The following is a 26,336-nucleotide window of genomic DNA, read 5'->3' on the forward strand; positions in this document are numbered from 1 at the left end:
ATGACAGAGTATAATCAACATTATAATTTTGCTTTTCTTGATGAAAATTCGAAAAGGGAAATTAGAAGAGCGGTTTTAAAGGCGGTTTCAATACCAGGTTATCAAGTACCCTTTGGATCAAGAGAGTTGCCGATAGGACGAGGTTGGGGTACAGGGGGATTGCAAATTACACTTTCATTAATAGGAAGAACTGACTGTTTAAAAGTTATAGATCAAGGCAGTGACGATAGTGTTAATGCTGTAAGTATTAAAAAATTAGTGGCTATCACAACTGGTGTTGAAACAACTACTGACAGTGAATATGCAACACTTATTCAATCAAGACATAGGATACCTGAAGAAAGATTAAGAAATAATCAAATTATGATTTTACAAGTACCTAATCCTGAACCATTAAGAAGTGTTTCTCCTAGCAATAAAATAAGTAAGAAATTACATTCAGAAGCAGAATATTCAGGCATATGGTTAAATTTTTATGAAGAAATTTTAAAGTACGGACATACAGTAACAGGTGCTGATCACCCGGTTATGGTATCTGGAAGATACGTCATGAATCCAAGTCCTATTCCAAGGTTTGATAATCCTAAGATTCATCAGTCAGATTGTCTTATACTGTTTGGAGCAGGAAGAGAAAAAAGAATTTATGCGGTGCCACCATATACTAACACATCATCTCTTGCGTTTGAAGATTATCCATTTGAAATTGAAAATGTAGAAGGTAGGTCGTGTAAATTTTGTAATGCCACAGGTGTTTATTTTGATGAGGTATTTGACAGTGAAACTAATGAACATTATTTTCAGTGTTCAGATTCCGGCTATTGCAATAAAAGACGCAATAAAAAGGAGGATGTTTAGTTGAATAATCCTAAGGAAATATTAAAAGTAAAAGATTTGGAAGTTAAATTTGGAGATGGATGTGTTTATTGTTTAAACGGAGGTGTTTTGGATAAAGGGCATTGTCCTCATTGCCATACTGTATGGGCATTAAATAAGGTGTCCTTTGATTTGTATGAAGGGGAGATACTGGGAATTGTAGGTGAATCAGGTTCTGGAAAAAGCACATTGCTTAGAGCTGTGTATTTTGACAGAAAGATAAACGGAGGAGAAGCATATATATCAGATTATGGTAATGGAAAAGTAAATATATTTGATATTTCTAGTCAGAAAAAAAGGTACATTAGAAATAGTTTAATGGGTATGGTTTATCAAAACCCTATAATGGGACTTAGAATGAATTTTTCAAACGGAGGCAATATATCTGAAAAGTTAATTGCTGCAGGAAGTAGGAAAGCAGATTCTATGACTAAACGAGCTAAATATTTATTAAGTCATGTAGAAGTTCCTGTAAGTAGGATTAAGGAAGAGCCAAGGAACTTTTCAGGAGGTATGCAACAAAGGGTTCAAATATCAAAAGCTCTTGCAAATAACCCACCTATATTGTTATTAGACGAAGTCACAACAGGACTGGATCTTAGCGTTCAGGCAAGGGTTTTAGACTTGATTAAAGGAATACAACAAGAACTTGGTATAGCAATGATTGTTGTAAGTCATGATTTATCTGTTATAAGAATGATGGCAGACAGAACATTAGTAATGTTAGAGGGAAGAATTATTGAAGAGGGTTTAACTGATCAAATACTTGAAGATCCAGCTGAAGAATTTACTCAGACACTTGTTCATTCACTTTTATAGATGGGAGAATTTTATGAAAAAACAGTTACAATATATACTAAATGTAAATATTATTGCACCTGAAACAGTATTAAATAATTATGGAATTATTATTAAAGATGATCGAATTTTAGAGGTGTTGCCAATGGATAATTTGGTAGTTTCTGAAATTAACAACAATAGTAATATTTATTATGGTGAAGGAGCTTACGTTTCGGCGGGGTTTATTGATATTCATTCTGACAATATTGAAACAGTGGTTCAACCAAGACCTACAAGTGTAATAGATTTTAGATTAGCTTTAAGTGAACATGAGAAACAACTTGTAAATCAGGGTATTACTACTATGTATCATTCATTGTCTTTTTTAAGGGCTGAGGGAGCTACAATGAGAGACAAAGAAGTCAGGAAGCCAAAAAAAATGAGAGAGATGGCAGAATTGATTAAAACACTTCATGAGGAAAATCATCTAATACGCCACAGATTTCATTGTAGATATGATATAAGAAACTGTGAGGGATATGATACGTTAATGGACTATATTGATAATGACTATGTTCATTTGCTTTCTTTTATAGATCATACGCCGGGGCAAGGACAGTATAGGAACTTGATAGGTTATAGGGAAAACCTATTGAATCACCAGCCAAATTTGGGAGAAAAACAAATAGATTCTTTGATTGAGAAAAGGATGGCTGTACCAAAGTTAAGTCAAGATAAAATTGAAAAAACAGCAACCCTTGCATATAATAAAGGAATTCCAATAGCTTCACATGATGATGATAGTGAAGCCAAAGTAGAATTTGTCAATTCTATATTGAAAGCTTATATTAGTGAATTCCCTGTTGAATTAAGCATTGCTAGAAAAGCAAAAGAAGAAGGTATGTATATTGTTGTGGGAGCTCCAAATGTCTTGATAGGCAAATCACATTCAGGAAATTTAACTGCTATTGAAGCAATTTTGGATGGCTCTGCAGATATTATGGTCTCTGACTATTATCCATCTGCAATGCTTCATGCTGTATTTAAGCTTTATTTACAGTATAATGTACCTCTTTGGAAAAGTATGAACATGGTTACTTTAAATCCTTCTAAGGCGGTAGGTATTGACAAGGATTTTGGTTCTGTTGAAAAGGGTAAAAAGGCGGATTTATTACTAATTAAATTAATAGATGAAAAACCTGCAATTACAAAGGTGTTTGTAGATGGACAATTAGTTTCTGAATTGAATTACAGGAGGTTAAAATATGCTTAAAGTAAATAAGTTAACAAAAGAGTTCAAAATGCATATTAGGGACGGCCTTGTTATTGAAGGATTCAATGATGTGACATTTACAGCACATGAAGGTAAACTGTTGGCTATAACAGGTGCTAGTGGTATTGGAAAGTCAACTCTTATTAAATGTATTTATAGAACATATAGACCTACTCAAGGTTCAGTTATTTATACAAAGAGTGATGGAACTGAGGTTAATTTGGCAAAGGCTGATGATCAGACTATATTAAAGCTAAGAAAGTCTGAAATAGGATATATTTCACAATTCTTAAATGTTATTCCTAGAGTTTCTGCACTGGATATTTTGACTAGTAGACTTTCTTCTAAATTATTTATAGAAACAGAAGCAAGAAGAATGGCTGAGTACTATCTGACAAAAGTAGGAATAAGCAAGACACTTTGGAATATGTACCCATCAACTTTTAGTGGTGGTGAAAAACAAAGGCTTAATATCCTTTTGGCTCTTGCAGCTAAACCTAAATTATTATTGTTAGATGAACCAACAGCATCCTTAGATATTAATTCTAAGGAAATTATTTTTGAGCTTATCTCAGATGCGAAAAAATCAGGAACAATAATGATTGGTGTTTTTCATGACAAGGATGCTATAAAAGCTTTGGCAGATAGCAGGTTTGACATGCTTGAGAATAAATTAGTTGCAGTTTCATAATAGTGATGAATGAAGGTGATTATATGAAAGTAGATTTGCATATTCACACAAATATATCAGACAGTGATTATTCAATAGAAGAAACTATTCGTATTGCCAAAGAAAATAAATTGAAATATATTGGTATAGTGAATCATGATACAGTAAAAGGATTAAAAGAAGCTATAGAAATAGGCAAGAAAAAGGAAGTTTGTATAATTCCAGGAATAGAAATTTCCGCGTATGACTTTAAAAGAAATAAAAAGGTTCATATATTAGGTTATAACTTTAATTTAAAGGCCGAAAATATTAAAGCATTGTGTAATCCGATAATTGAACGAAGAAATATCAACAGCATACGACAAATCAATATTTTAAGGAAAAATAATTATGATATAAGTATTGAAGAAGTACAGGATAAAGCAAAGTTCAGTACGTGTATATACAAACAACATATTATGGCAGTACTGATGGACAAAGGATACTGTTCTGAAATTTATTCTAATTTATATTGTAAGCTGTTTAAAAATGGTGGTATATGTTCAGGTGACATCGAATATGTTGATGCCTTTAAGGCTGTCGAAGCTATTAAAAATGATGAAGGCAAGGCAATTCTTGCTCATCCAGGACAACTAGATTCATATGAAATAATGGATGAACTGTGGAAGAGAGGTTTAGATGGTATAGAGCTGTATCACGAGGATCATAGTGCTGAAGATCTTATTAAAATACTAGAATATTCAGTAAATCACTCGGTTATATTAACTGGAGGAAGTGATTTTCACGGTACATATAGCGAAAATCATTCTTGTATAGGTAATATTACAGTTCCAGTCAACTTTGTGAGTCAGTTATTATAACCGGTAATTCAAATCTATTAGAAATTTTAGAAAGCATATCATTGAACTAGTAGTCACATTATGATATAATTACATACTAGAAAAGTATTTATGGAAGTAATTACAATGTAGGGGACGCATTGTATGCGTACCGCGAGATGCATACAATGTATCCCCTACATTTATTTTAAATTATGAACTGATATAGTAAGAGGCTGTTGTTAGGATATAGATTTTTGATGATAGAGAGATAAAAAAAGGAGATTAAATTAATGGCATATTTATTAAAACCATTTAACAATGGAAAAATTAATTTAAAAAACAGGCTGGTAATGCCGCCAATGGCTACTGCAAAGGCATACAATGATGGAAGGATTAGCCAAGACATACTAAATTATTATGATGAAAAATCAAAGGGTGGATACATTTCATTGATTATAATTGAACATAGCTTTATTTCAGAAGATGGCAAAGCATCCCTAAATCAGCTTTCTATTGCTGATGACAGTTTAATTAATGATTTAAAAAAGTTATCTAAAATTATACATAAGAATGGTTCTAAAGCAGTAATGCAAATTAATCATGCTGGAAGTTTAGCAAGAAATGAGGTCAACGAAAACCCTGTCGGACCGTCAGCAATATTAAATCCGAGAAAGTTGACAGGTATAATGCCAAGAGAACTTACAAAAGATGAAATTAAAGAGATTATCAATAGTTTTAAAAAGTCTGCAAGTCGTGTAAAAGAAGCCGGCTTTGATGGTGTAGAGATACATTCAGCTCATAGTTATCTTTTGAATCAGTTCATATCTCCTATGACAAACAAGAGAAATGATGAATATGGTGGCAATATACAAGGAAGAATTAAAATTCATTTAGAAGTTATTAAGGCAGTAAGAGAGGCTGTTGGAGAAGAGTTTCCTGTAGTGATTCGTCTTGGTGCTACAGATGACAATACTGTAGGATTAACATTGGATGATGCTGTTGAAGCCGCACTTAGTTTTGAAAAAGCTGGAGTGGATATGGTTGACATTTCAGGTGGAATGTGTGGTTATATACTTCAAAACAGCAATGAACAAGGATATTTTTCAACTCAATCTTATGAGATTAAGAAAGCCGTTAAAATTCCTGTAATATTAACAGGGGGAGTAACAGACCCTGTTAGTGCAGAAAGACTGCTTGAGGATGAAAAGGCAGATTTTATTGGTGTAGGCAGGGCTATATTGAAAGATTCTCTTTGGGCAAAAAATGCAGTAGAAAAATTACGAAATTAATGCTTTTCTGAATTTGGTTAGGAGCAATATGATGAAAGAAGACATATTTTTCAATGAAAACATGCCATTTTTTGTTAAGATACAGGCGATAAAAAGATATCCAATACATTGGCATGAAGATGTTACGGAAATATTGATTCCAATTAAAGGTACCATAAACGTTGTAGCAAATCATGAACGAGTATTAGTAAAAGAAAATGATTTTATTTTTATAAACAACAATTCTTTTCATTCTATACAAAGTAAAGAAGAAGCAATAGTTGCCAGTATTCATATAGACTTAAATTTTTTTGAAACAAAATATGAATTTATTAAATACATGTATTTCAGAAACAACATGTATTCTAAATACTATGCAAAAATTGAAAGTGACAATTTTGATTTTAGCAAAAAAGCTTCTAAAAAAATGTTTATGAATAAACTTATAGGAGTAATAATAGATACTGTTTCTAATAATGAATCATTAGCTAAAATTTCATATTTTTATATAGAGCAAATAGTTGAATCAATGGTAAAAGACTTCAACTGGCTTCAATTTCTTAAATCAGATAAAATTAAAAAAGAAAACCTTGATAGGTATTACAGGATTGTTAGATTCATTAGAGATAATATTAACAAAAAAATTTCGCTAAATGACATTATATCAATGGAATACATATCGAAAAACTATTTTTCTCATTTTTGGAAGGACCTTTGCGATTTTAGCTTTAGTGAAAGAGTAAATTTTGAGAAGGTTTTTGAATCTGAATTTATGTTACTTACCACAGACATGAACATCGCTTCCATTGCAGAAGAACTTAATTTTTCAGACGCAAAATATTACTACAATCATTTTAAAAAATGGTATGGTTGTACTCCATTAATGCACAGAAGGCGTTGTTTTTCTTATATGAAATCGGATATGGAATATTATAAACTGCCAAATGATAGGGCAGCTGAGCTTATTGTCGATTATATAAATTATCATTCTTTGTCATCATACGAAGATTTATCTAGATTTAGCTATGATAAATATACAATAATTGAAAGAATATTCTCATTAGATATAGATTTTTTCTCTAATGAAAATATGAGCATAGTATTAGACCTGTTTAAATATGTAAGAGTAGAAAATGATAATATAAAAATAAATTGGTATATTATATTTCAAACTATATTGATTTCTTATGCCAAAAATTTAGACATGACAGTAAAAATAGATTTTACTTATACAGATGAAATAGACTTTTTATCCGTAATAAGTGAATTTTTTAAGTTCAGTTTGTTTCATTTTGATAAAAGCATAATTAATAAGTGGGATTACTTCATTAAATATGATGAAAGTATTACTACAGATTATATTAAGAATATAAAGACAATAATTAAGAGCAACGTTGACAAGGCAACATTTAAATATTATTTTGAAATTTAATGCTAAAGATGTTGCAATTATAGATTTGTTGTATTAATAGATGTAGATAAAAAAACAGTATTCGACTTGTCGAATACTGTTTTTAAAATCACGTTGTATTTTCACCAAAAAGAGAAAATACACAAAATTATTACATGGCGTACTATTTTGACAACAATGATTCTGCTGCACTGTAACCAGCGAATCTTCCTGAATTTACAGACCAACCTAACATGCATCCAGGCATTGCTTCAATACCGTTTGCTCCGCCAACAACTTCTCCTGCTGCAAATAAGTTTGGAATAATTCCATCTGAATTACTTTTAACTTCTAAATCAGTATTTACATCAACACCACCAAGTGTAGTAGCAAAACGTAATCTTTGTTCTACTATATAGAATTTACTGTCTGTATCCAAAGTAAATAATTCTTCTCTACCAAATTCTGCATCTTCGCCAGCTTCAACCATTCCATTCCAATTAGAAACTGTATCTGCTAACACTGCTGAGTCAATACCTGCAAGCTCAGCTGCTTCCTCTAAAGTTCCACGAGTAAATATTGGTTTCCCACCTTCTTTACTAAACCATTCTTCCTGCTCTTCATAAGTTACGCGACCTGCAGGAGAAGGATAATCATTAACAAGTTCACTCCACATATCAAATGCCGTTTGATCCATTACCAAATATATCATTTGATCTGTTTGGGGAATCGTAGCTTTCTTAATAGAAACAAAATCTAAATTTTCATCCACAACACGCTGACCTTCTTTATTAACATAAATAGCACCTGTATTATTTGTAGTTGTTAAACAAGATGTAGGGTCAGCTCGTCCAGCATTTGTGCCTTCCATTGATATACCTTGCGGATACATTTTAGCATAATCCATAAGTACTAATTTAGCGCCAATTGCTTCTGCCATTTTGTGGCCATCTCCTGTAGATGAAGCAACACCGTAAAATACCGCATTAGCTATGTCATCAGTTAACATATCTAAATTATTTCCAAAGCCACCTGAAGCAAGAATAGTCTTTTTAGCTTTAATTGTTATTTCATTTCCATGCTTATCTTCAGCCTTAACTCCAGCTACAGCATCATCATCCATGATGAATTCAGTAGCTTTTGTTTCTAACAAAAGATTACCGCCAGCTTTTTCAAATTCATCTGCTAAAGTATTAGTTAACCCTGTAGAACCACCTTCTACAATAAAAAATCTTTGTACTGTATGTTCTGGAAAATCACTTGGGTATCTGTCATATATTGGCACATTTAGATCATTGATTAACCAATCCAAAGTTTCACCCATATTGTTAGCCATTAATCTTACTAACTCAGGATTATTTGTGTTTTCTCCACCTCTCATAATATCTTTATATATTAAATCTGGTGAATCACCTGTTAATCCAAGAGATTTTTGAAGTTCAGAGCCACCACCAACAAAACCACCAGCTTGAGCTGTAGCCCCTCCAACAAATGGCATCTTTTCTATAACAATAATATCCTTGATACCTTTTTCTTGTGCTGCATTAGCTGCAGTTAAACCAGCTCCACCAGCTCCAATAACAAGTATATCGGTTTCGTATTCAGTTTGAACTTCAACATTGCTAACTTCTACTTTTGCTAAATCATTAATAGTCAATCCGCTTGTTTCTAACGCAAGAGCTGCTGCTTCTAATACTGCGTCACTTGTTATCGTTGCGCCTGTGAATGCATCGACTTGAATAGAATTTTTATCCACAATATCTTTTGCTATGCTTTCTAGTGCTTTTCCACCTATAGCAGGAGTTTCTTTTTCACCTTCAGCTTTTACATTGATGATTTTATCACCATCTATGGTGAGAGTTACTTTTACTTCACCACCGAAACCTTTAGCTGTTCCTGTAAAGTCTCCAGAAATGCCACTGTCAACAGTAGAATCTACTGGCTGGTCAGCAGGGCTACTCTGACAAGCTGTTAACATAATTGTTAAAATAACAACAATCATAGTCAGAATTGAACGTCTTTTTTGATTCATAACCTTTTCTCCTTTTGTGTAAGTACGTAAATTTTTTAGTCAAAATTTGTACCCATATTTTTTTATGTACCATAACATACCGTAGTATGTTATGTGGTATGTTATACATTATAGTAACAATTTAATTGTTTGTCAAGTAACAAACAATTAAACTTTACAAACTTGACTTTGATATTTAATAGCGGTATTATTATTAGTATAAAATAAAAATAGAGGTAAAAAAATGGCAATAAGTATAACAGATCAGGAAAACAAATCAGCACAAACAAGACAAATGTTGTTGGATTCTGCTATAATGCTTTTCACAAAATACGGTGTTAAAAAGGTTACCATAGATGATATATGTAATAATTGCAATTTAACCAAAGGTTCATTTTATTACCATTTTCCAACTAAGGACCATATTGTAACCTTATCAATTAATTCTGGATTAGATATATATATTAAAAATAACTATTCAATCAATAATAGTTTAAATTTGAGTCAACAAATAACAAATTTAAATGTATGTGCTTTTAAGTACTTTAAAAGCATAGGAAAGGAAATGGCAAGAGCGTCATATGTAAGTATGATTAATTCTTCTGTAGAAGTCCGAATTCAAGGTCGTGTATATGTAGATTATTTAACTTACATCATTACAAAAGCCAATGAAGCAAACGCGTTTTTAACTAATTTCACTTTTAAGGAAGCATATATGCATTCAATTTCAGTTTTTACCGGAATAATAATGAAATGGAGCACTAGCATTGATGCATCTTATGATGATATAAATTGGGAGAATTTAATAAAGGAACAGTTTAAAATAATGTTTAAATAACCATTTACATCATTATTCTTAACGTTAATTTAAGAGTAACGTTGACAAGGCAACATTTAAATATTATTTTGAAATTTAATGCTAAAGATGTGCTTACAGCTTCTTGCACTTCAACATTTATGTCAATTGAATTACGCATATGTTAATTATATAATTAACAACAGGCGAAAAATTACATAAATAGCGAGACAGAACTAATAAACTTTTGAAAGAGGTGCAAATATGAGCAGTACAGTTATGAAGGGTTGGGAATTTAGAAAAACACACGAACCGCTAACTTTAGTGGAAAAAGAAATACCAAAAGCAAAACCAGGATATGTTGTTATTGAAGTTAAAAGTTGTGGACTTTGTCACACTGATGTATCCACTATTGACGATCCTGGTTGGATGAACATCCTTGGGAAGATTCCATGTATTTTAGGTCATGAAATCTCTGGTGTTATTATTGAAGTTGGTGAAGGTGTTAAAGGATATAAAATAGGAGACCGTGTAGCGATTTGTCCGATGGCTGGCAAGGATGGTACAGGAGCTGGAAATGGAAGAGATGGTGGTTATGCAACTCATACTACTGCACCGGTTGAAATGTTAATACCTATTCCAGTTGAAGTAGATTTTATGCAAGCTGCAGCAGCTACTGATGCAGGAATGACATCTTATCACGCTGTTGTAGGTCGTGGTGGAGTTAAAGAAGGTACAAAAGTTGGTATAATAGGTATTGGCGGACTAGGAAGTGTTGGCTCTGCAATTGCAGTCCAAAAAGGTGCTGAAGTTTATGTTGCTTCCAGAAAAGCTTCAGCTCGTGAAGGTGCTTTAAAGAACGGTGCGTATAAGGCAGCTGAAAATATTTTAGATTTTAAAGACGAAGGACTTGAGGTAATAGTAGATTTTGCCGGTTCTGGGAAAACAACTGCTGAAGCTCTTGAAGCTGTTGCCCCAGGAGGAAAAGTTGTAATAGTTGGCATGAATAGTTTAGAAAGCACTGTAAATACTGGAAGCATGATTCTTAAAGAATTGGATCTTGTCGGGTCTGTTGGAGGAAGTGCACAAGACATTAGCGATGTTATTGAAATGATGAGACAGGGTAAGTTAAAAATAGATGTTGTTGAGACTACTTTGGACAAGGTACCAGAAGGACTTGAGCTTTTAAGAGATGGAAAAGTTTCCGGTCGACTTATTATGAATAACTAAACTGATAGTGAGTGCGTGCCTAGCATGTTTTATTGTATATATTCTAATTTTAAACACACAAATATGATGAAATTATATTTGTGTGTTTTTTAGTTAATTATTATATATCTAAATCTTGTAAAAGGCTCGGCTAATGTCGAGCTATAATATTGTAATTTTTAGCAACCAAAAAATACAATTTTTGTTTACTTTGGCATTAATTTATGTTATTATGTTACAATTCGTTGAAAAGTGTAATTATAATATATTAAATCATAACGGAGGAATTTTATGCAAAAAAAATCTAATATCTTTATATCACGAATTTCTTTTTTATTGTTATTATTTATACTAGCAATCAATTTAGTCGGATGTACAAGCTTGGAAGAAAAAGCCACAAAGGCATCTGCTTTAGTTGATGAAGAAGAATATGATGAAGCTATAAAGCTCTATAATGAAATATTAGAGAAAGAGCCTAATGATTCTAACACATATCTTGAACTTGTTAAAATTTATAGAATTCTTGATGAAAGGGAGCTTGAAAGACAAGTTTTGGAAGATGGAATAGAAATGGTAGAAGATAAATTATCATTACAATTTGCTCTTGCTGATTTCTATATAGATGATGTAGATTATGAAAACGGTGAAAAAATATTATTGGAAATACTTGAAAATAATAAAACTAATCGTAGAGCTTACGAAGCATTGCTTGATATTTACAATAATAACCAGCAGAATGAAAAAATAATGGATATTTATAAAGATAAAATGGATGTAATTAATAGTAAAAGGGCAACTATATTTGCTATTAATAGCGCTATGAACATGGGAGATATTGAACAAGCTAAAGTATGGCTTAATAGTATTGATGTTGATAAAATAAATGAACCTCAAGCGTTGGAAAGTTTAACAGAGACTTACCTAAGATTAGGTGATAAGGATAATGCTATATTAGCAGCTAATAGAGGTATGGATAGTGGCAATCCATCGTTATTCCATGGATATGTTTTTGGTTTAACTAACGAAAGATTGAATTTGATTTCCATGGAAAAATGCGATGTAAATGGAGATGGGATAGATGAAAATATAATATTAATGGCAGATGGAGGTCAAGGGAATTACTCAGAAATAATAGAATTATTCATTCAGAATAGTACTAATGGAGAAATAATAGATGTTATTTCATTATCAGATATATTTACAGGTTATGTAAGTGGAGTTAGTCTTACTGATATAAACAACGATGGTATATTAGATATTTTGGGTAGTATTCATAGTGGAGGTTCAAGTGGTATGCAAGTTCACTATGGCTATAGCTTTAAGGATAACAATAAAGTTAATCTCTTAGAAGGTTTTAATTATAGTACAGATTTTATGTTCATGGATGGGTTTAAGGCAGAAGTGTTTTCTGATGAATTAGAGAAGTCATTTATGGTAGAATTCGACAAAGAACGTAGAGATATGTATATAGAAATAGGATGTTATGGTGAAAATGGCATTATGTTAGAGAGGGACTATGGTTATTTTAATGGTGACGTTTTAGAAGCTGTATATGTCGAATCTTTAAATCAATATGGCTTAAAGCACAGTACATATGTTGTTGGACCTGCATCTAACAGTGATACAGTTGCAACAGTTGAAACGGTGTATATAATGAAGGATCAAAAATGGACAGCTTATGAATTAAATGTACTTAGTAACGATGATAGCAAGGTTAACTCTGTTCCTTATAATGCCGATAGACACGAATCCATTATAACAAAGGATTTAAAAAGACTAGATAAATATTTTGAAATGACTATTGATGAAGTAATTAGTGAGTATGGTGAACCAAAAGAGACAGGGTTTTTAGATGGTGGAGAATACTTTGCCTATGACGATATTGCATTTTTTAGAGCTCCGTTTTCTGAAGATGAAAACAAAGTATCGGCTTTAGCATTTCTTCAAGGAGCTAAAATATTCGGCTTAGAAATGTTTCCAAATAAGCAAGACATTATAGATGTATTAGGTGATGATGGTTTAATAGAAGGGGAATTCGATTCGTTATATTATTCAATAGGAGGATATGAGTTGTATTTTTCACCTTCTATTGATGGTCTGTATAGCGTTATTATAAAATAAATAAGCTATTGCTTAAAACAAAAACTGTAGGGTCGCATTGAATGCGATCCGTGATATGAATTAAATACATACCCTACAAATTATGACAAATTTTTAAGTTTCCCCATTTTTTCAAGACCATGATTAAAATAAAAGAATGAAAATAATATTAGTTATCCACAATTTAAAAAAAAAAATAAAATGTTAAACACAGATTTGTTGATTTTACAATAAAAAATGCAAAAATGCTCACCTATATGTTATAATTAATGTGCAACCAAAAACTAAACAAAGGAGCATTCTTGCATGATTAATTATAACAGATTAGCTTATGAATTAAAACGGGATATTTCAAATTTTTCAAATAAAATTTCTACTGGTTTAAAACGTCCTAAAATAAAGTTCTTAACACAGATGATTTACGGTTTACTCGAAGGAAATAAAACTCATTTAAGTGAAATTGCACGTTCTTTAAAAGAATCTATAACTCTTAAAAAAACTATTGAACGTTTGTCAAGAAATCTTCATGATTTTGATGATGGTGATCAGGTTATGGAAAATTATGTTGATATAGTTAAACAAAATATTAAAGATGATTATTCTGTAATTGTCGTTGATAATTCAGACATAGCAAAACCATGCAGTAAAAAGTTAGAAGCTTTAGCTGACGTACGTGACGGTAGTACCGGTAAAATAGTAAAGGGGTACCAAACAATCGAAGCTGCTGTATTAACTTCTAATAGAAAAATGCCTCTTCCCGTTTATGAAAAAGTATTTTCAGCAGAAGAAAAGGGATTTATCAGTGAAACTCATGAAAATATTAAATGTTTAAAGTCACTTAGCGAAAATTTTGGAAACAAATGCATAAGGACATTAGATAGAGGCTTTGATGCAAATGAATATTTTAGATATTTTATTAAGAATAAAGAACGTTTTGTAATACGTATAAAAATGAATCGTAATGTTATCTATAATGATAAAACTCAAAATGTTCTTGATGTAGTTAGTAAGTATAAAGGTAATTATTGTTTAAAATTCAAGGGAAAAAATAAAAAAAATATTGACTGTAAAATTAGTTATATCCCTGTTAGTTTATGCGAATTTCCAAAACAAGAATTAACCTTAATAGTAGTTTACGGTTTTGGACAGATTCCTATGATGTTACTTACAAATTTAAAATCATCTGAAAAGAAAAAGATATCGCTTATAGTAACTAAAGTGTATTTAACGAGATGGCGTATTGAAGAATATTTTAAGTTCAAAAAACAGCAGTTTGATTTTGAAGATATTAGAGTTTGGTCTTTAAAATCTATACGTAATTTTAATCTATTTGCAACTATTACTGTTGGGTACATTGGTATAATGACATCTGAAAAAGCTGATAGTATATTTTTTAAAGAACTTAAGGAATGTTCAAAGAGAATTTATGACATTCCTAAGTTTATTTACTATGCCATTGGCTATGCTATAGAAAGTATTTTAGTTAAAACTAAAGTTGGAATTCAAAGCTTTATACCTAAAAACATTAAATCACAACAATTTGATATCTTCAACTACTTTAAATTAGTGGCTTCATAAGTTTTTAAAAATTGAAAATGGGGAAACTTAAAGACAAATTATATTGATATAATTTTCTGTTTTTGATATAATATTCTTTGTAATAAAATCGTAATAAAAATTTAATATATTGTTAAGGGGCAAAAGATGATCGAAAACCAAAATAACGTACAATGCTATGAAGACGAAATTGACTTAAGAGAAGTTATTATGGCTTTGTGGAAGAGAAAAAAGATGATAATATGCTTGACATTGGTTGCTGCAATAATAGCCGGCATGTTCAGCATGTTTGTTTTAACACCTGTCTTTAATACTAAGTTAAGTATAGTTATAAGTATGCCTGAAAAATATAATACTAGATATGGCGCATATACTTTGCCTATATCAACAAATCAGCAATACATAAATCTTATAAAAAGTAATGATGTTTTAATTAACACAATTAATGATATGGGATATAATCAAGAAGAAGTAAGGATAGAAAGTTTACAAAAGAGAATTTCAGTTTCAGAAAGTGATACGAAGACAGGCAATATAAATACTTATGAAGTTACTGTTTCAGCAGATAATCCTGAGGAATCATTGGAATTAGCACAAACATTATACAGCAATTATTTGAATTTTATGGATGCTATGACTAAAGAAAGAGCTGTTAATTATTATATAAGTTTATTTAATGTTGAGTTAAAATCTTTAGAAAATTCTTTAGATAAAATAAAAGAAACATTGAGAAGAAATGAAGAGCTATTGATTCAAACATCACAGTTTATAAATACTGGACAAGCTAATATAGAAATTCAAACTCAATTAAACAGTGGCAGCGACTATGTTGTACCTGTTGATACTGTAAATCCTAATTATATAAAAATTGAAAATGATATTATTGGAAATAAGCAATCTATTAATAATATTGAAAATTCGATTAATAAGTATAATAAATATTTAAAAGAGCTTGATGATGAAATGGTAGCAATTAATAAATATTATAGGACAGGTGAAGCAGAGAGGTTAGAATCAAGTGTTATTGGATTAGTTGAAAATTATATTTATTTACCATCACCACCTGTAGCACCTACTCAAAAGACAAGCCCGAGTAATGCTTTAAATACTGTTATCGGTGCAGTTCTTGGTGGTATGTTAGCTGTTATGGTTGCTTTGTTTCAGGAATATTGGTTTAAAGAATCAAAACAATAATATGAAAATTGTATTTAATAACTAACAAAATTGGGATGAGCCTTTCATTATAAGGTTCATCCCATATTAATTTATAATACAATTTATAGTTTTAGATTATGAAAAGAATTGAAACACCTATAACTGATATTATGGCACCTATCATCTCTTTAGGCGATACCTTCTCTTTTAAAATAAATATAGATAATGGAATAATTAGTACGGGAACTATTGATGTTATGGTGGAAGATATACCGGTTGTAGTATTTTGAATAGCTAAAAGGTTGAAAGATACCCCTAAAAATGGACCAAATAATGACCCTATCAGTAAATACTTTATTACATCCTTAGTTTTGATTGCTTCTTTTAACTTGTCCCATTTTTTCCAGAAAAAGAATACAATTGTAAAGCCTATAATACCGGATAATATACGTATTTGAGTAGCTGCAAAAGGGTCATAGTCTCCCATGCCTATTTTACTGAATATCAATCCAAATGATTGACCAAGGGCACCTATAAAAGCATATGTTAGTCCTTTGATTGATTTAGAGAACTTAAAATTGTTGTTTTCGGGATTTTTCACTAACACTACAACAAAAATACCTATAATTGTTACCAACATCCCTAAAAACCCTGATAATGATATCATTTCTTTCATTGTTATAAAACCCAACAATGCTGTAACTGGAGGAACCAGTGCCATAATAAGCATGGATATTCGAGAACCAATTTCTAAATATGCTTGAAATAGGAATAAATCTCCTACAACAAAACCTATAAGGCCTGAAATACTTAACCATATCCATGTATCTATAGTTGCATCTACTGGTAGAAACATACCTCTTGAAAAGGTAGTAAACAAGCTTATAAAAACGAATGCTATAACTAATCTAATATAATTTACAGATAAAGAACCTATTTTTTTACCTGCTAATTCAAAACAAACAGCAGTAATTGTCCAAAAAACTGCTGTTATAAGCGCATAAATTTCACCTAAATGTGATTGAATCATTTTATCCTCCATACTGGGCATGTCAATACTTTCACCAATAAGTTTATTATACTAAATTAGTAAAAATAATGCAATGTAGAAAAAATTTTAAGTTTCCCCATTTTCAATTTTTAAAAACTTATGAAGCCACTAATTTAAAGTAGTTGAAGATATCAAATTGTTGTGATTTAATGTTTTTAGGTATAAAGCTTTGAATTCCAACTTTAGTTTTAACTAAAATGCTTTCTATAGCATAGCCAATGGCATAGTAAATAAACTTAGGAATGTCATAAATTCTCTTTGAACATTCCTTAAGTTCTTTAAAAAATATACTATCAGCTTTTTCAGATGTCATTATACCAATGTACCCAACAGTAATAGTTGCAAATAGATTAAAATTACGTATAGATTTTAAAGACCAAACTCTAATATCTTCAAAATCAAACTGCTGTTTTTTGAACTTAAAATATTCTTCAATACGCCATCTCGTTAAATACACTTTAGTTACTATAAGCGATATCTTTTTCTTTTCAGATGATTTTAAATTTGTAAGTAACATCATAGGAATCTGTCCAAAACCGTAAACTACTATTAAGGTTAATTCTTGTTTTGGAAATTCGCATAAACTAACAGGGATATAACTAATTTTACAGTCAATATTTTTTTTATTTTTTCCCTTGAATTTTAAACAATAATTACCTTTATACTTACTAACTACATCAAGAACATTTTGAGTTTTATCATTATAGATAACATTACGATTCATTTTTATACGTATTACAAAACGTTCTTTATTCTTAATAAAATATCTAAAATATTCATTTGCATCAAAGCCTCTATCTAATGTCCTTATGCATTTGTTTCCAAAATTTTCGCTAAGTGACTTTAAACATTTAATATTTTCATGAGTTTCACTGATAAATCCCTTTTCTTCTGCTGAAAATACTTTTTCATAAACGGGAAGAGGCATTTTTCTATTAGAAGTTAATACAGCAGCTTCGATTGTTTGGTACCCCTTTACTATTTTACCGGTACTACCGTCACGTACGTCAGCTAAAGCTTCTAACTTTTTACTGCATGGTTTTGCTATGTCTGAATTATCAACGACAATCACAGAATAATCATCTTTAATATTTTGTTTAACTATATCAACATAATTTTCCATAACCTGATCACCATCATCAAAATCATGAAGATTTCTTGACAAACGTTCAATAGTTTTTTTAAGAGTTATAGATTCTTTTAAAGAACGTGCAATTTCACTTAAATGAGTTTTATTTCCTTCGAGTAAACCGTAAATCATCTGTGTTAAGAACTTTATTTTAGGACGTTTTAAACCAGTAGAAATTTTATTTGAAAAATTTGAAATATCCCGTTTTAATTCATAAGCTAATCTGTTATAATTAATCATGCAAGAATGCTCCTTTGTTTAGTTTTTGGTTGCACATTAATTATAACATATAGGTGAGCATTTTTGCATTTTTTATTGTAAAATCAACAAATCTGTGTTTAACATTTTATTTTTTTTCTTAAATTGTGGATAACTAATATTATTTTCATTCTTTTATTTTAATCATGGTCTTGAAAAAATGGGGAAACTTAAAAGAAAAAATATATTTACTAAAAAAAATGTAGGGGACGCATTGGGTACTGTGAATCGTGAATGTTGATATAAACAAAAATTATTTTCATTGATTAATTTTTGTTAAACGATTGACAATCATTGAATTTTATTATATTATTATTTTAATTGAATAACAATCTTCAGGGCAGGGTGTGATTCCCTACCGGTGGTAAAGCCCACGAGCCGTAAGGTTGATTCGGTGAAACTCCGAAGCCGACAGTATAGTCTGGATGAAAGAAGATAAATCAGTATACGCAATTATATGCGTTTTGTTGCACTATCGCTCTGAAATGAATTATCATTTCAGAGTTTTTATTTTACGGTGTATTGTATTATTATTTGACTAAAAATGCCTTGAATTTTGAATTCAAGGTATTTTTCTTTTTATGGAGGTGTTTATGGAAGATACAAAATATATGCATTTAGCTTTGCAGTTAGCAAAAAAAGGGTACGGTTATGTAAACCCTAATCCTATGGTTGGCGCTGTACTGGTAAAGAATGGACGTATTATAGGTCAGGGTTATCATGAAAAATATGGGGGACACCATGCAGAATTAAATGCTATAGAAAGTTGCTCAGAATCACCGATAGGTTCTACTCTTTATGTTACTTTGGAGCCCTGTTGTCATATTGGGAAAAATCCTCCATGTACAGATGCGATTTTGAAAAGCGGAATAGAGAAAGTAGTAATTGGCAGTGGGGACCCAAATCCATTAGTTGCCGGCAAGGGGATTGAGTTGCTTTGCAAAAAGGGAGTTAAAGTAGTTGAAGGCGTGCTAAAAGCCGAATGTGATAAATTGAATGAAGTGTTTTTCCACTATATACAAACAGGAAATCCTTTTGTGGTGATGAAATATGCTATGACATTGGATGGAAAAACTGCTGCATATACGGGAAAATCTAAGTGGATTACCGGAGAGATTGCACGCCATAGAGTACATCAAGACCGACATCGTTACAGCGCTATAATGACAGGCATAGGAACTGTATTGGCTGACAATTCTCTTCTAACTTGCCGCATTGAAAATGGTAGAAATCCTATTCGTATCATTTGCGATACTCATTTGCGTACACAATTGGATTTTAAAGTAGTAACTACAGCAAAAGATGTTCCCACTATAATTGCCACTTCTTGTGATGATTTAGAGAAACATAAGCCTTATCAGGATGCAGGTTGTTGTATCATGCATATTTCACAAAAGGATGGTCACTTGGATTTAGGAGAGTTGATGAAAAAGTTAGGTGAAAAAAAGATTGACAGTATTTTGTTGGAGGGTGGTAGCACTTTGAATTGGTCTGCGTTGCAAGCAGGGATTGTAAAAAAGGTTCAAGCTTACATTGCACCTAAAATTCTTGGTGGTATTAATAGCAAAACACCAGTTGCAGGAATGGGAGTTGAAAGTCCTAATGAAGCTTTTTTCTTAACAAATAGTATTATCACGAATTTAGGTGAGGATATTTTAATAGAAAGTGAGGTGGCAAGAAATGTTCACTGGAATTATTGAAGAAGTAGGAATGATAAAGGAAGTGAAAAAAGGTGTTAACTCATATGCTCTTAATATACAAGGAGATATAATATTTGATAATCTTCGTGTAGGGGATAGTGTTGCAGTAAATGGTGTATGTCTAACTGTTTCAAATCTTTTACCGAAAACTTTCGCAGCAGATATAATGCATGAAACATTAAATCGTTCTTCTCTTGGAAGCTTAAAATCAGGGTCATTTGTTAACTTGGAACGAGCTATGTCAGCAATGGGACGTTTTGGTGGTCATATGGTTTCAGGGCATATTGACGGTCTGGGTAGGATTATATCAATTAAAAGAGATGACAATGCCATTTGGTATACAATTGCTGCTGAGGAGAAGATTTTACGTTATATAATTGAAAAGGGCTCTATTGCGGTAGATGGCATAAGCTTAACAGTAGCCACAGTTACATCGTCAGATTTTAGTTTTTCAGCAATTCCACATACGGTAAAGGCTACAATTCTTACTAATAAAAAGGTAGGAAGTTTTGTAAATTTGGAAAATGACTTGGTTGGAAAGTATATAGAGAAATTTTTGGGGATATCTTCAGCTGATACACCGTCAAAGGGTATTACAAAAGAATTTTTAGGTAAATTTGGATATTAGGAGGAATAAAATGTTTCAATATAACACTATTGAAGAGGCTTTAGATTCTCTTCGAAAAGGAGAAATTATTCTCGTGACAGATGATGAAAACAGAGAAAATGAGGGAGATTTCATTTGTGCTGCAGAATATGCTACTACGGAAAAAATTAATTTTATGGCAACTTATGGTAAAGGGTTGGTTTGTATGCCAATGAGTGAAGAAATATGTAAGCAATTGCATTTTCCTCAGATGGTGACGGAAAATACAGATAATCATGCAACAGCATTTACTGTATCGGTGGATCATGTGAGCACTACCACAGGTATATCTGCAGCAGAACGTTCTGTTACTGCAATGAAGTGTGTGGATGAAAATGCAAGACCGGAAGACTTTCGCCGACCAGGACATATGTTTCCTCTTCTTTCGAAAAAAAACGGAGTTTTGGAGCGAAACGGCCATACAGAAGCTACAGTAGATTTGATGAAACTAGCTGGATTGAAGGAATGTGGAATTTGTTGTGAAATAATGCGTGAGGACGGTGCGATGATGCGTATGTTGGAGCTCATTGAACTTGCAAAAAAATGGGACATTAAATTTATTACAATTTCTGCATTGCAGGAATATCGCAAGAAAAAGGAACGACTGATAGATTTGACTTCTATCAGCGAAATGCCTACAAAGTATGGTAATTTTAAGGCTTATTGTTATGTAAATAAACTTAATGGTGAACATCATGTTGCTCTTGTAAAAGGTGATGTGGGTGATGGGAAAGACCTGTTGTGTCGTGTTCATTCTGAATGTTTGACTGGTGATGCTTTCGGCTCTGTACGTTGTGACTGTGGAGAGCAGCTATCATCTGCTATGAAGCAGATTGAAAAGAAAGGCCGAGGAATACTTCTATATATGCGACAGGAAGGTCGCGGAATCGGTTTAGTAAATAAACTACGAGCATATAAATTTCAAGATGAAGGTATGGATACATTGGAAGCAAATATTGCTCTCGGTTTTGATGGAGATTTAAGAGAGTATTATATAGGAGCTCAGATTCTTCGGGATTTGGGGGTTAAAACATTACGACTTCTCACAAATAATCCGGATAAAGTATATGGTTTGTCAGGATTCGGCATGGAAATTATTGAAAGAGTTCCTATACAAATGCCTGCAAATGACCATGATTTGTTTTATTTGAAAACTAAGCAGAAAAAAATGGGTCATATATTGAATTATTAATAATAAAGGAGAGAATTATAATGAAAATTTATGAAGGTAATTTAGTATCAAAGAATATTAAAGTAGGTATTGTTGCTGCTCGTTTTAACGAATTTATCACGTCAAAGCTACTGAGTGGTGCCTTGGATTGTTTAAAACGACATGAAGTTTACGATGATGACATTGAAATTGCTTGGGTTCCTGGTGCGTTTGAAATTCCTCTCGTTGCCTCTAAGATGGCATCTTGTGGAAAGTATGATGCTGTGATTTGCCTTGGCGCAGTAATAAGAGGAAGTACAACTCACTATGATTATGTGTGTAGTGAAGTATCTAAGGGAATTGCTCATGTAGCTCTTAATAGCGGTATTCCGGTTATGTTTGGCGTACTTACTACAGAGAATATTGAGCAGGCAATTGAACGTGCTGGCTCAAAGGTAGGGAATAAGGGCTATGATAGTGCTGCAAGTGCCATAGAAATGGTCAATCTTATACGCAAAATACAGGTGTAAAATGAATTTGATTTTTGATTATGACGGTACCATTCATAATAGTATTACAATATATCGTCCAGCATTTGAGCGGGCTTATGAGTACTTAACTTCACTAGGTCTTGCAAAAGAGCGAAGTTGGAATGAGCTAGAAATAGCTCGCTGGTTGGGTTACAGTAGCAAAGAAATGTGGGATATTTTTATGCCTAGTTTGTCGAAATATCATAAGGAAAAATGTAGTCAAATAATTGGAGAAACAATGTTGAAACTTATAGATGAGGGTAGGGCTCAGCTTTACACCCACTCAACAGAGGTATTGCAACAATTAAAACAATCTGGTTACCGTCTTGTTTTTCTCAGTAACTGTAAACGAAGTTATATGAATGCCCATATGAAGTATTTTGATTTAGAGAAATATTTCTCTTCCTTTTATTGTACAGAAGATTTCGACTTTAAACCTAAGTATATTATTTTTGATAAAATTAAGAAAGACCATGATGGTGAATTTATTGTAATTGGAGACCGTTATCAGGATATGGAAATTGCACTAAAGCACAATCTTAAAGCGATTGGATGCATATATGGATATGGAAATTCGCAAGAGCTTGCATTTGCAGATATGCTTGTATCTGAAGTAAAGGAAATATTAGCATTGCTGTAGTCCGAGCATTTCTTTAATAACGGAATAAAAAACTGCATATTATAGGATGCAGTTTTTTATAATAGTTTAATTTTTATATCATTATTAATTATTATTTTATATCATTGTGATATTCTTGCAAAGATTTTTTATTGTGAATTGACTTGCCATTTTGTATAAATGCAGCTATTCCTTTAGCGCTGGCTAATGCTGCTGTCATTGTTGTTATATAATGAATATTGTTTTTAATAGCTATTTTTCTAATAAAAGAATCATCGAATTCGCTTAATTTTGTCAGAGGTGTGTTGATGATGATGTCAATTTCTTTTTTGGCAATTCCATCGGCTATATTAGGTCTTCCTTCTGTTATTTTCTTAATTAGTTCACAATCGATTTTATTTTCTTTTAAGAATTTTCGTGTTCCTACGGTAGCTTTTATTTTAAAACCAATTCTGGAAAATTCCCTTGCAGCTTCTAAAACGTCCTCTTTGTCTGTATCATTCACGCTTATTAATACAGTTCCTGATGAAGGAAGAGGTGTGTTTGCTGCCTCCTGTGCTTTATAATAGGCTAATTCGTAAGAATCCTCCATACCTAATACTTCTCCTGTTGAACGCATTTCAGGTCCTAATATTGGATCAACTTCAGGAAACATATTGAATGGAAGTACTGCTTCTTTTACTCCGTAATGAGGGATTTTTTTATTGACTAATTTGCTCATGTCAAACTTCTTTCCTTTATAATTTGCCATTATTATTTCTGTAGCAATTCTAACCATTGGAATATTGCATACCTTTGATACTAAAGGCACTGTCCTGGATGCTCTGGGATTTGCTTCAAGTACATATACTTTATCGTCAGCTATCGCATATTGCATGTTCATGAGTCCTATTACGTTCATTTCTTTTGAAATTTTCTTTGTATAATCAATTATGGTGTCAATATGTTTTTTAGAAATACCAACAGGAGGAATTACACAGGCTGAATCTCCTGAATGTGTACCTGCATATTCAATATGTTCCATAACTGTAGGTACGAATGTGTCATTTCCGTCAGATATTGCATCTGCCTCTGTTTCTATAGCATGACCTAAGAATTTGTCTATTAATATTGGTCTGTCTGGAGTTACACCAACTGCTGCGCTCATATATTTTTTCAGCATATTATCATCATGCACTATCTCCATTCCTCTTCCGCCTAAAACATATGATGGTCTAACCATTAAAGGATAACCTATTTTGTCTGCAATTTTAATTGCATCATCAACAGTAACAGCCATTCCTGATTCTGGCATTGGAATATTTAATTTATTCATTATATGATCGAAACGGTCTCTATCTTCTGCAAGGTCTATAGTGTCTTGAGAAGTGCCAAGAATTCTTACTCCTGATTTTTCTAACTCTCTTGCAATATTTAAAGGAGTCTGACCGCCAAACTGAACTATGACACCTAATGGTTTTTCTTTTTCATAAATACTTAGTACATCTTCAACTGTTAATGGCTCAAAATACAATTTGTCTGATGTATCATAATCAGTAGATACTGTTTCAGGATTGCAGTTAACCATGACTGTTTCATATCCTAAATCCTTTAGTGCAAAGGCAGTATGTACACAGCAATAATCAAATTCAATTCCTTGTCCAATTCTGTTGGGTCCGCCTCCTAAAATCATAACCTTAGGTTTGCTACTGACTGTAGTTTTATCTAAAGCATTGTATGTTGAAAAATAATATGATGCATTTACTACGCCACTTACAGGAACAGCTTCCCATCCTTCCACAATTCCCAATTTAGTTCTTTGTTTTCGAATTTCGGTTTCAGATTTGTTTAACAATTGTGCAAGATAAAGGTCTGCAAATCCATCCTTTTTTGCTGTAATCAATAATTCGTCTGGCAATTTTTTATTTTTATATTTTAATATTTCTTCTTCTAATAAAACTAATTCTTTCATTTGTTCAATGAAATATGGTTTTATATATGTTATTTTGTGTAATTGTTCTATATCTGCACCTTTTCTTAGTGCTTCATACATAATGAATTGACGCTCGCTTGTGGGTTCTGTCAGCATTGAAAGAAGTTCGTCCAAAGAATAATTATTGAAATCTTTTGCGAATCCCAATCCATAGCGATCTATTTCCAATGAGCGGATTGCTTTTTGTATTGCTTCTTTGTAATTCTTGCCTATACTCATTACTTCACCAACTGCACGCATTTGAGTTCCTAATTTATCCTGTGATCCATGGAATTTTTCAAATGCCCAACGAGCAAATTTAATTACAACATAGTCACCAGTCGGCGTATATTTATCTAATGTTCCTTCTTTCCAATATGGTATTTCATCAAGAGTGAGTCCAGCAGCAAGCATTGCTGAAATTAATGCGATGGGAAAACCTGTGGCCTTTGATGCTAGTGCTGATGAGCGTGATGTACGAGGGTTTATTTCAATTATAACTATTCTACCAGTTTTAGGGTCATGTGCAAATTGAACGTTGGTTCCACCAATAACTTCAATAGCCTCTACAACTGAATATGCATATTTTTGAAGTTTTTCTTGAAGTTCATTGCTAATTGTAAGCATTGGTGCTGAACAGAATGAATCTCCTGTATGCACTCCAACTGCATCTATATTTTCTATAAAACATACTGTAATCATTTGATTTTTGCTGTCTCTGACAACTTCGAGTTCAAGCTCTTCCCAGCCTAAAACGGATTCTTCTACAAGAACTTGACCTACCATGCTGGCAGCAATTCCACGGTTTGCTATTGTTCTGAGTTCATCAACATTGTAAACAAGTCCTCCACCAGTGCCACCCATTGTATAAGCAGGTCTGATAACAACTGGATACCCAAGTTCCTGTGCTATTTTTTCGGCTTCTGCAACACTGTATGCAGCGTGGCTTCTGGGCATTTCAATACCTAATTTATCCATTGTTTCTTTAAATTCAATTCGGTCTTCACCACGTTCAATAGCATCTATCTGAACACCTATTACTTTAACTTTAAATTCATCAAGAATTCCGCTTTTACTAAGTTCGGAACAAAGATTTAATGCAGTTTGTCCACCTAAATTAGGCAATACCGCATCTGGTCTTTCTTTTTTGATTATTTCAGTTAAACTTTTTACATTCAATGGTTCTATGTAAGTTGAATCGGCTATACCTGCATCAGTCATTATAGTGGCAGGATTAGAGTTAACCAGAACAATTTCATAACCTAATTTTCTTAATGCTTTGCAGGCTTGGGTTCCAGAGTAATCAAATTCACATGCTTGACCTATGATGATGGGACCAGATCCGATTATTAGGATTTTATTAATGTCAGTTCGTTTAGGCATATTATAATATCTCCTT

The 26,336-nt window shown here is 32.1% G+C and carries 21 protein-coding genes and 1 riboswitch; of the genes, 17 read left to right on the top strand and 4 right to left on the bottom strand.

Features of this window, described 5'->3' with window-relative positions:
- From U8307_RS11250 to U8307_RS11280, 7 genes are all read left to right on the top strand, one after another.
- Entirely contained in the window at positions 1–855 is an 855-nt protein-coding gene (locus U8307_RS11250) for an alpha-D-ribose 1-methylphosphonate 5-phosphate C-P-lyase PhnJ (protein WP_326907934.1), read from the top strand.
- The gene (locus U8307_RS11255; RefSeq protein WP_326907936.1) at positions 856–1,692 is read left to right on the top strand and encodes an ATP-binding cassette domain-containing protein; all 837 of its coding nucleotides are present in this window, start codon (positions 856–858) and stop codon (positions 1,690–1,692) included.
- A 13-nt stretch (positions 1,693–1,705) separates the two neighbouring features.
- Positions 1,706–2,926: an alpha-D-ribose 1-methylphosphonate 5-triphosphate diphosphatase gene (locus U8307_RS11260; RefSeq protein WP_326907938.1), complete on the top strand. Its 1,221-nt coding sequence runs from the start codon at positions 1,706–1,708 to the stop codon at positions 2,924–2,926.
- Positions 2,919–3,617, top strand: a complete 699-nt coding sequence (locus tag U8307_RS11265; RefSeq protein ID WP_326907940.1) for a phosphonate C-P lyase system protein PhnL — start codon at positions 2,919–2,921, stop codon at positions 3,615–3,617. The genes U8307_RS11260 and U8307_RS11265 overlap by 8 nt, the downstream gene beginning before the upstream one ends.
- 23 nt (positions 3,618–3,640) lie before the next feature.
- The gene (locus U8307_RS11270; RefSeq protein ID WP_326907942.1) at positions 3,641–4,456 is read left to right on the top strand and encodes a PHP domain-containing protein; all 816 of its coding nucleotides are present in this window, start codon (positions 3,641–3,643) and stop codon (positions 4,454–4,456) included.
- Positions 4,457–4,707: 251 nt separating this feature from the next.
- The gene (locus U8307_RS11275) at positions 4,708–5,706 is read left to right on the top strand and encodes an NADH:flavin oxidoreductase (RefSeq protein ID WP_326907944.1); all 999 of its coding nucleotides are present in this window, start codon (positions 4,708–4,710) and stop codon (positions 5,704–5,706) included.
- A 31-nt stretch (positions 5,707–5,737) separates the two neighbouring features.
- The gene (locus tag U8307_RS11280) at positions 5,738–7,117 is read left to right on the top strand and encodes an AraC family transcriptional regulator (RefSeq protein WP_326907946.1); all 1,380 of its coding nucleotides are present in this window, start codon (positions 5,738–5,740) and stop codon (positions 7,115–7,117) included.
- Positions 7,118–7,259: 142 nt separating this feature from the next.
- Here the strand turns inward: U8307_RS11280 and U8307_RS11285 are convergent, their stop codons facing one another.
- On the bottom strand, positions 7,260–9,107 hold the full coding sequence (locus U8307_RS11285) for an FAD-dependent oxidoreductase (RefSeq protein ID WP_326907948.1): 1,848 nt from the start codon (positions 9,105–9,107) through the stop codon (positions 7,260–7,262).
- Positions 9,108–9,330: 223 nt separating this feature from the next.
- Here U8307_RS11285 and U8307_RS11290 point away from each other — a divergent pair, with 223 nt between their 5' ends.
- The 5 genes from U8307_RS11290 to U8307_RS11310 all read left to right on the top strand — a co-directional run bounded on the left by U8307_RS11290 (position 9,331) and on the right by U8307_RS11310 (position 15,942).
- Positions 9,331–9,924, top strand: a complete 594-nt coding sequence (locus tag U8307_RS11290) for a TetR/AcrR family transcriptional regulator (protein WP_326907951.1) — start codon at positions 9,331–9,333, stop codon at positions 9,922–9,924.
- A 222-nt stretch (positions 9,925–10,146) separates the two neighbouring features.
- Positions 10,147–11,112, top strand: a complete 966-nt coding sequence (locus tag U8307_RS11295; protein ID WP_326907953.1) for a zinc-binding dehydrogenase — start codon at positions 10,147–10,149, stop codon at positions 11,110–11,112.
- Positions 11,113–11,382: 270 nt separating this feature from the next.
- Positions 11,383–13,212, top strand: coding sequence for a hypothetical protein (locus U8307_RS11300; RefSeq protein WP_326907955.1), 1,830 nt, complete (start codon positions 11,383–11,385; stop codon positions 13,210–13,212).
- Between the two features lie 285 nt (positions 13,213–13,497).
- A complete protein-coding gene (locus U8307_RS11305) occupies positions 13,498–14,769 on the top strand; it encodes a transposase (protein ID WP_326907343.1) in 1,272 nt (423 codons plus the stop codon).
- A 126-nt stretch (positions 14,770–14,895) separates the two neighbouring features.
- Complete coding sequence (locus tag U8307_RS11310) at positions 14,896–15,942, top strand: Wzz/FepE/Etk N-terminal domain-containing protein (protein ID WP_326907956.1); 1,047 nt, start codon at positions 14,896–14,898, stop codon at positions 15,940–15,942.
- Between the two features lie 91 nt (positions 15,943–16,033).
- On the opposite strand, the gene U8307_RS11315 is transcribed toward U8307_RS11310, so the two are convergent.
- Complete coding sequence (locus U8307_RS11315; protein WP_326907958.1) at positions 16,034–16,933, bottom strand: DMT family transporter; 900 nt, start codon at positions 16,931–16,933, stop codon at positions 16,034–16,036.
- A 118-nt stretch (positions 16,934–17,051) separates the two neighbouring features.
- Positions 17,052–18,323 (bottom strand): transposase, encoded by a 1,272-nt coding sequence (locus tag U8307_RS11320; RefSeq protein WP_326907343.1) that lies wholly within the window; start codon positions 18,321–18,323, stop codon positions 17,052–17,054.
- Between the two features lie 345 nt (positions 18,324–18,668).
- A riboswitch (FMN riboswitch) is annotated at positions 18,669–18,782 on the top strand.
- Positions 18,783–18,934: 152 nt separating this feature from the next.
- On the opposite strand from U8307_RS11320, the gene ribD reads away from it, so the two are divergent.
- Genes ribD through U8307_RS11345 form a run of 5 tightly spaced genes read left to right on the top strand, consistent with a single transcriptional unit; the run spans position 18,935 to position 23,007 of the window.
- On the top strand, positions 18,935–20,041 hold the full coding sequence (ribD, locus tag U8307_RS11325; RefSeq protein WP_326911594.1) for a bifunctional diaminohydroxyphosphoribosylaminopyrimidine deaminase/5-amino-6-(5-phosphoribosylamino)uracil reductase RibD: 1,107 nt from the start codon (positions 18,935–18,937) through the stop codon (positions 20,039–20,041).
- Positions 20,022–20,669, top strand: coding sequence for a riboflavin synthase (locus U8307_RS11330; RefSeq protein ID WP_326907959.1), 648 nt, complete (start codon positions 20,022–20,024; stop codon positions 20,667–20,669). Before ribD ends, U8307_RS11330 begins: the two co-directional genes overlap by 20 nt.
- Positions 20,670–20,679: 10 nt before the next feature.
- Positions 20,680–21,879: a bifunctional 3,4-dihydroxy-2-butanone-4-phosphate synthase/GTP cyclohydrolase II gene (locus U8307_RS11335; RefSeq protein WP_326907960.1), complete on the top strand. Its 1,200-nt coding sequence runs from the start codon at positions 20,680–20,682 to the stop codon at positions 21,877–21,879.
- Between the two features lie 20 nt (positions 21,880–21,899).
- Positions 21,900–22,367, top strand: coding sequence for a 6,7-dimethyl-8-ribityllumazine synthase (gene ribH / locus U8307_RS11340; protein ID WP_326907962.1), 468 nt, complete (start codon positions 21,900–21,902; stop codon positions 22,365–22,367).
- 1 nt (position 22,368) lies between these two features.
- Positions 22,369–23,007 (top strand): HAD family hydrolase, encoded by a 639-nt coding sequence (locus U8307_RS11345; RefSeq protein WP_326907963.1) that lies wholly within the window; start codon positions 22,369–22,371, stop codon positions 23,005–23,007.
- 91 nt (positions 23,008–23,098) lie between these two features.
- Here U8307_RS11345 and carB read toward each other — a convergent pair whose 3' ends face one another.
- Positions 23,099–26,320 carry a carbamoyl-phosphate synthase large subunit gene (gene carB, locus U8307_RS11350; protein ID WP_326907965.1) on the bottom strand — a complete coding sequence of 1,074 codons (3,222 nt, stop codon included), beginning with the start codon at positions 26,318–26,320 and terminating at the stop codon, positions 23,099–23,101.
- Positions 26,321–26,336 lie beyond the last annotated feature (16 nt).

The sequence above is a fragment of the Sedimentibacter sp. MB31-C6 genome (assembly GCF_035934735.1).
Classification (GTDB): Bacteria; Bacillota; Clostridia; order Tissierellales; family Sedimentibacteraceae; genus Sedimentibacter.

What these genes read in the sequence shown, in the direction of transcription:
- U8307_RS11250 (WP_326907934.1), top strand. Translation starts at nt 1, where the DNA reads ATGACAGAGTATAATCAACATTATAATTTTGCTTTTCTTGATGAAAAT.
- U8307_RS11260 (WP_326907938.1), top strand. Translation starts at nt 1,706, where the DNA reads ATGAAAAAACAGTTACAATATATACTAAATGTAAATATTATTGCACCT.
- U8307_RS11265 (WP_326907940.1), top strand. Translation starts at nt 2,919, where the DNA reads ATGCTTAAAGTAAATAAGTTAACAAAAGAGTTCAAAATGCATATTAGG.
- U8307_RS11270 (WP_326907942.1), top strand. Translation starts at nt 3,641, where the DNA reads ATGAAAGTAGATTTGCATATTCACACAAATATATCAGACAGTGATTAT.
- U8307_RS11275 (WP_326907944.1), top strand. Translation starts at nt 4,708, where the DNA reads ATGGCATATTTATTAAAACCATTTAACAATGGAAAAATTAATTTAAAA.
- U8307_RS11280 (WP_326907946.1), top strand. Translation starts at nt 5,738, where the DNA reads ATGAAAGAAGACATATTTTTCAATGAAAACATGCCATTTTTTGTTAAG.
- U8307_RS11285 (WP_326907948.1), bottom strand. Translation starts at nt 9,107, where the DNA reads ATGAATCAAAAAAGACGTTCAATTCTGACTATGATTGTTGTTATTTTA.
- U8307_RS11290 (WP_326907951.1), top strand. Translation starts at nt 9,331, where the DNA reads ATGGCAATAAGTATAACAGATCAGGAAAACAAATCAGCACAAACAAGA.
- U8307_RS11295 (WP_326907953.1), top strand. Translation starts at nt 10,147, where the DNA reads ATGAGCAGTACAGTTATGAAGGGTTGGGAATTTAGAAAAACACACGAA.
- U8307_RS11300 (WP_326907955.1), top strand. Translation starts at nt 11,383, where the DNA reads ATGCAAAAAAAATCTAATATCTTTATATCACGAATTTCTTTTTTATTG.
- U8307_RS11305 (WP_326907343.1), top strand. Translation starts at nt 13,498, where the DNA reads ATGATTAATTATAACAGATTAGCTTATGAATTAAAACGGGATATTTCA.
- U8307_RS11310 (WP_326907956.1), top strand. Translation starts at nt 14,896, where the DNA reads ATGATCGAAAACCAAAATAACGTACAATGCTATGAAGACGAAATTGAC.
- U8307_RS11315 (WP_326907958.1), bottom strand. Translation starts at nt 16,933, where the DNA reads ATGATTCAATCACATTTAGGTGAAATTTATGCGCTTATAACAGCAGTT.
- U8307_RS11320 (WP_326907343.1), bottom strand. Translation starts at nt 18,323, where the DNA reads ATGATTAATTATAACAGATTAGCTTATGAATTAAAACGGGATATTTCA.
- ribD (WP_326911594.1), top strand. Translation starts at nt 18,935, where the DNA reads ATGGAAGATACAAAATATATGCATTTAGCTTTGCAGTTAGCAAAAAAA.
- U8307_RS11330 (WP_326907959.1), top strand. Translation starts at nt 20,022, where the DNA reads ATGTTCACTGGAATTATTGAAGAAGTAGGAATGATAAAGGAAGTGAAA.
- U8307_RS11335 (WP_326907960.1), top strand. Translation starts at nt 20,680, where the DNA reads ATGTTTCAATATAACACTATTGAAGAGGCTTTAGATTCTCTTCGAAAA.
- ribH (WP_326907962.1), top strand. Translation starts at nt 21,900, where the DNA reads ATGAAAATTTATGAAGGTAATTTAGTATCAAAGAATATTAAAGTAGGT.
- U8307_RS11345 (WP_326907963.1), top strand. Translation starts at nt 22,369, where the DNA reads ATGAATTTGATTTTTGATTATGACGGTACCATTCATAATAGTATTACA.
- carB (WP_326907965.1), bottom strand. Translation starts at nt 26,320, where the DNA reads ATGCCTAAACGAACTGACATTAATAAAATCCTAATAATCGGATCTGGT.